At 53.3% G+C, this 5973-nt stretch carries 2 tRNA genes and 3 rRNA genes; all 5 read left to right on the top strand.

From position 1 onward, the window contains the following. The first annotated feature begins 452 nt into the window (after positions 1–452). A 16S ribosomal RNA gene (locus OLM34_RS11345) occupies positions 453–1999 on the top strand. Positions 2000–2327: 328 nt separating this feature from the next. After that, a tRNA-Ile gene (locus tag OLM34_RS11340) sits at positions 2328–2401 on the top strand. Between the two features lie 66 nt (positions 2402–2467). Continuing rightward, positions 2468–2541: transfer RNA gene (locus tag OLM34_RS11335), tRNA-Ala, on the top strand. Between the two features lie 314 nt (positions 2542–2855). Beyond that, positions 2856–5774, top strand: a 23S ribosomal RNA gene (locus OLM34_RS11330). A gap of 115 nt (positions 5775–5889) precedes the next feature. Next, a 5S ribosomal RNA gene (gene rrf, locus OLM34_RS11325) occupies positions 5890–5973 on the top strand; the annotation flags it as partial.

The raw sequence follows: 5973 nt of genomic DNA, 5'->3' as shown, positions 1-5973 counted from the left end.
TTTTTCTCGAAAAAAGTTGTTGAAATATTTTGGAAGGGAAAGGAAAAGTTTCTATCTTTGCACCCGCTTTCCCGATGAAAGGGGGGGCTGAAAGAAAGGGCGCAAGCCGTTTTTTTGAAGAAAAAGAGATCTTTGAAAAATTTCCGTACACGTTTTTTTTGACAAAGCAGTAGTCGCGGCAAATGGTGGAAAAGGGATTGTTTTTTCCCGGCCGTTTTTTTGCCGTTGACGACCCGTAAACGATTATTTTGAGAAGACGAACGGTATAAGATATGCGTGATAAAGAGAGAGCCGGAGAAGAGGAGCAGGCGCTTTCGTTGCAGTGCATTCCGGTTTGGGTTTCGGATTTTGGGAAAAGAGGGTGGATTCCGTTTTTTCGGGGTTTATTACTTTTTCCGGAGTTGTCCGGTTTTCGGACGGAAGTTCAAAAGGAACAAACAAAAAACAATGATACAACGAAGAGTTTGATCCTGGCTCAGGATGAACGCTAGCGACAGGCTTAACACATGCAAGTCGAGGGGCATCGGGACGTAGCAATACGTTGCCGGCGACCGGCGGATGGGTGAGTAACGCGTATGCAACCTGCCCACGACAGGGGGATAGCCCGTTGAAAGACGGATTAATACCCCATAAAACAGGGGTTCCGCATGGGACTATTTGTTAAAGGGTTTTCCGCGAGGGGAACGGCGGTTGTGGATGGGCATGCGTTCCATTAGGCAGTTGGTGAGGTAACGGCTCACCAAACCGACGATGGATAGGGGAACCGAGAGGTTGGTCCCCCACACTGGTACTGAGATACGGACCAGACTCCTACGGGAGGCAGCAGTGAGGAATTTTGGTCAATGGACGGAAGTCTGAACCAGCCAAGTCGCGTGAAGGAAGGCGGCCCTAAGGGTTGTAAACTTCTTTTGTAAGGGAATAAAGGACGGTACGTGTTACCGGTTTGCAAGTACCTTACGAATAAGGATCGGCTAACTCCGTGCCAGCAGCCGCGGTAATACGGAGGATCCGAGCGTTATCCGGATTTATTGGGTTTAAAGGGTGCGCAGGCGGGGGATTAGGTCGGCGGTGAAATATCAGGGCTCAACCTTGAGAGTGCCGTCGAAACCGGTTTTCTTGAGTGCGGATGAAGTAGGCGGAATTTGTGGTGTAGCGGTGAAATGCGTAGATATCACAAGGAACACCGATTGCGGAGGCAGCTTACTAAACCGCAACTGACGCTCATGCACGAAGGCGTGGGGATCAAACAGGATTAGATACCCTGGTAGTCCACGCAGTAAACGATGATTACTGGCTGTTTGCGATACAATGTAAGCGGCTGAGCGAAAGCGTTAAGTAATCCACCTGGGGAGTACGTTCGCAAGAATGAAACTCAAAGGAATTGACGGGGGCCCGCACAAGCGGAGGAACATGTGGTTTAATTCGATGATACGCGAGGAACCTTACCCGGGCTTGAAATGCATCTGACGGGGCCGGAAACGGTCTTTCCCAGCGATGGGCAGATGTGTAGGTGCTGCATGGTTGTCGTCAGCTCGTGCCGTGAGGTGTCGGCTTAAGTGCCATAACGAGCGCAACCCTCATCGTCAGTTACCATCGGGTAAAGCCGGGGACTCTGACGAGACTGCCATCGTAAGATGCGAGGAAGGTGGGGATGACGTCAAATCAGCACGGCCCTTATGTCCGGGGCGACACACGTGTTACAATGGGCGGTACAGCGGGGAGCTACCTGGCGACAGGGAGCCGATCCCGAAAGCCGCTCACAGTTCGGATCGGAGTCTGCAACTCGACTCCGTGAAGGCGGATTCGCTAGTAATCGCGCATCAGCCACGGCGCGGTGAATACGTTCCCGGGCCTTGTACACACCGCCCGTCAAGCCATGGGAGTCGGGGGTACCTGAAGTTCGTAACCCTTCGGGGAGCGACCTAGGGTAAGACCGGTGACTGGGGCTAAGTCGTAACAAGGTAGCCGTACCGGAAGGTGCGGCTGGAACACCTCCTTTCTGGAGAACCCGAAGGTGAACCGGGGAGATCCGGACAGGGATATGCAAATGAAGCGGAAGGATGTCGGCTTGTCTGCCGGCTTCTCTTTGGATTCACGTTGCTTGGCCGGTTTGTCGGAATAATCGTAAAAAAAGAAGGGGTTTTGAAAAGGAAAAGACGTAAGGCGGAAGTTTTAAGACATATACTCCCGTTCGGCGGGACATACCGTTAGGGGGGCGCAGGAGTGCGCGCCGGGTAATGTGCCGACGGGCAGGCGGAACGCGAAAAAAAAAGAGAGAAGGAGCGTAACCCGGGAAGAGCGCCGGAGTGGGCGTCGGTACACGACAGAGTCCCATAGCTCAGTTGGTTAGAGCGCTACACTGATAATGTAGAGGTCGGCAGTTCAACTCTGCCTGGGACTACGCGGTGCCGCTCCTCTGAAGGGGAGAGGATCCGTTTCGGAGCGGAGGAGGGCAGACAGCAAAGAGGGGGAATTAGCTCAGCTGGCCAGAGCATCTGCTTTGCACGCAGAGGGTCAACGGTTCGAATCCGTTATTCTCCACGGAGATACGGGAACGGGATCCGGAGGGCCGGAAGCGGGACGTACGGGAGAGAGAAAAAGGAAGGTTTGAAAGGCCGGAACAGGCGGCGCAGGAGAGAGGGTCGGAACCTCATTCAAACCCACATTGCCGAAGAGAAGCGGACATCATGCGTGTGTCCGGGGAAAAAGGAAACGGCAGACGATCTTTGACATGACGGAATAAACAAAAAAGAGAAGAGCAAACAAGAAGAATAAAGAGACGCCGAGTATTTATCAGTCCGGGCGAGAGAATGTTCCTGCTTCTGTAGCGGGGGCAAAGCCCGGCGAGGCGAAAATAAAAAGTTACTAAGGGCACATGGAGGATGCCTAGGCTCTGGAAGGCGAAGAAGGACGTGACAAGCTGCGAAAAGCTGCGGGGATCGGCAAATACGAATGGATCCGCAGATATCCGAATGGGGCAACCCGGTATGAGAAGATCATATCATCCGTCAGAGAAGGCGGAGGCGAACGCGGGGAACTGAAACATCTCAGTACCCGCAGGAAAAGAAAACAAAAGAAGTGATTCCCCGAGTAGTGGCGAGCGAAAGGGGAAGAGCCCAAACCGGTGCTGTTTCGGCAGCGCCGGGGTTGAAGGACCGGCCATATAGGCCGCGAACGTTGAAGTGGAACCAACCCGGAAAGGTGGATCAGAGAGGGTGATAATCCCGTACACGAATCGACGAGAGCAGCCGGCCGGTATCCTGAGTAACGCGGGACACGAGAAATCCTGCGCGAATCCGGCGGGACCATCCGCCAAGGCTAAATACTTCCCGGAGACCGATAGTGGACCAGTACCGTGAGGGAAAGGTGAAAAGGACCTCGAACAGAGGAGTGAAACAGACCCTGAAACCATGTGCCTGCAAGCGGTCGGAGCATCTGAAAAGGTGTGACGGCGTGCCTTTTGCATAATGAACCTACGAGTTGCTCTTGCCTGGCGAGGTTAAGTACCGGAAGGTACGTCAGCCGCAGCGAAAGCGAGTCTTCACAGGGCGCCATAGTCAGCAGGAGCAGACGCGAAACCAAGTGATCTACCCTTGAGCAGGCCGAAGTTCTCGTAACAGAGGATGGAGGGCCGAATCGGTAAACGTTGAAAAGTTTTCGAATGACTTGAGGGTAGGGGTGAAAGGCTAATCAAACTTGGAGATAGCTCGTACTCCCCGAAATGCATTTAGGTGCAGCCTCGGGCAGATTCTTACATGAGGTAGAGCCACTGATTGGATGCGAGGGCTTCACCGCCTGTCAAGTCCGGACAAACTCCGAATGCATGTAAGGTTATCCCGGGAGTGAGGGCACGGGTGCTAAGGTCCGTGTCCGAGAGAGGAACAACTCAGACCATCGGCTAAGGTCCCGAAATATATGCTAAGTTGGACAAAAACGAAGTTCCGCTGCCGAAACAGCTAGGATGTTGGCTTGGAAGCAGCCATTCATTCAAAGAGTGCGTAACAGCTCACTAGTCTAGTGGCGGAGCGTGGATAATAATCGGGCATAAGTATATTACCGAAGCCGTGGGACGGACTTCAATGTACGTCGGTAGGGGAGCATTCCGAAGGCAGAGAAGGCATGTTGCGAATCATGCTGGAGCGTTCGGAAAAGCAAATGTAGGTATAAGTAACGATAAAGGGGGCGTGAAACCCCCTCGCCGAAAGACTCAGGATTCCTGATCAACGTTAATCGGATCAGGGTAAGTCGGGACCTAAGGAGGATCCTTTTGGGAACATCCGATGGGAGAAACGGTCAAGATTCCGTTACTGCACCGATAAGCGATGTGGGGACGCAGAGGTGACACCGCTGCCTGCTGACGGAATAGCAGGTTGAAGGGGGTAGGCGCAGACCGGGGCAGGCAAATCCGCTCCGGGAGCCGAACCTGAAAGTATGGCGAGTCTTCGGACGAGTCAATAATGCGGGTAAGCGAACTGCCGAGAAAAACCGCTAAGCCTATTATTGGTGCACCCGTACCGCAAACCGACACAGGTAGTTGGGTTGAGTATACTGAGGCGCTCGAGAGATTCACGGTTAAGGAACTAGGCAAAATGGTCCTGTAACTTCGGGATAAAGGACGCCCTTCCTCAAGGGAGGGCCGCAGCGAACAGATTCAGGCGACTGTTTAACAAAAACACAAGGCTATGCGAATTCGAAAGAAGCGGTATATAGTCTGACACCTGCCCGGTGCCGGAAGGTTAAGGGGAGAGGTTAGCCGGCCACGGTCGGCGAAGCTTTGAACTGAAGCCCCGGTAAACGGCGGCCGTAACTATAACGGTCCTAAGGTAGCGAAATTCCTTGTCGGGTAAGTTCCGACCTGCACGAATGGTGTAACGATCTGAATACTGTCTCGACCGTGAGCTCGGTGAAATTGAAGTATCGGTGAAGATGCCGATTACCCGCGATGGGACGAAAAGACCCCGTGAACCTTTACTATAGCTTTACATTGAATTTGGGCATCCGATGTGTAGGATAGGCCGGAGGCAGAGAAGCGGTTGCGCCAGCAGCCGTGGAGCCGTCGGTGAAATACGGCCCTTCGGGTGTCTGGATTCTAACCCGGTAAGACCGGGGAGAGTGTATGGTGGGTAGTTTGACTGGGGTGGTCGCCTCCAAAAGAGTAACGGAGGCTTCCAAAGGTGCGCTCGGGACGATTGGTAACCGTCCGTAAGAGTGTAATGGCACAAGCGCGCTTGACTGAGAGACCCACAAGTCGATCAGGTAGGAAACTAGGGCATAGTGATCCGGTGGTTCCGCATGGAAGGGCCATCGCTCAAAGGATAAAAGGTACTCCGGGGATAACAGGCTGATCATTCCCAAGAGCTCATATCGACGGAATGGTTTGGCACCTCGATGTCGGCTCGTCACATCCTGGGGCTGGAGAAGGTCCCAAGGGTTGGGCTGTTCGCCCATTAAAGTGGCACGCGAGCTGGGTTCAGAACGTCGTGAGACAGTTCGGTCTCTATCTATCGTGGGCGTGGGAGATTTGCGAGGCACCGACACTAGTACGAGAGGACCGTGTCGGACGGACCTCCGGTGCACCGGTTGTGGCGCCAGCTGCATCGCCGGGTAGCTGAGTCCGGCAAAGGATAAGCGCTGAAAGCATCTAAGCGCGAAGCCGACCTCAAGATGAGATCTCCACAAAAAGGGTGGTCAAAGACGATGACCTCGATAGGCTGCAGGTGTAAAGGCGGTAACGTCAAAGCCGAGCAGTACTAATTACCCGAATACTTTTTTTTCGCAGCCGGAGAAAAAAAGCGTTTCCGGACGGATGAATGCCGTCGGGGTTTCTGGAAAGCTTTCTATAGGGTTGTATCTTTTCTTTTTTGTCCGTCGTGTTATTTAAAAAGAGATTAAGGCGGCCGAGGCATCGGGGATCCACCTCTTCCCATTCCGAACAGAGAAGTTAAGCCCGACAGCACCGATGGTACTGCACAA

It is taken from the genome of Anaerorudis cellulosivorans (assembly GCF_025943985.1).
GTDB lineage: Bacteria > Bacteroidota > Bacteroidia > Bacteroidales > Dysgonomonadaceae > Anaerorudis > Anaerorudis cellulosivorans.
This window is presented reverse-complemented; position numbering and strand designations above follow the sequence as displayed.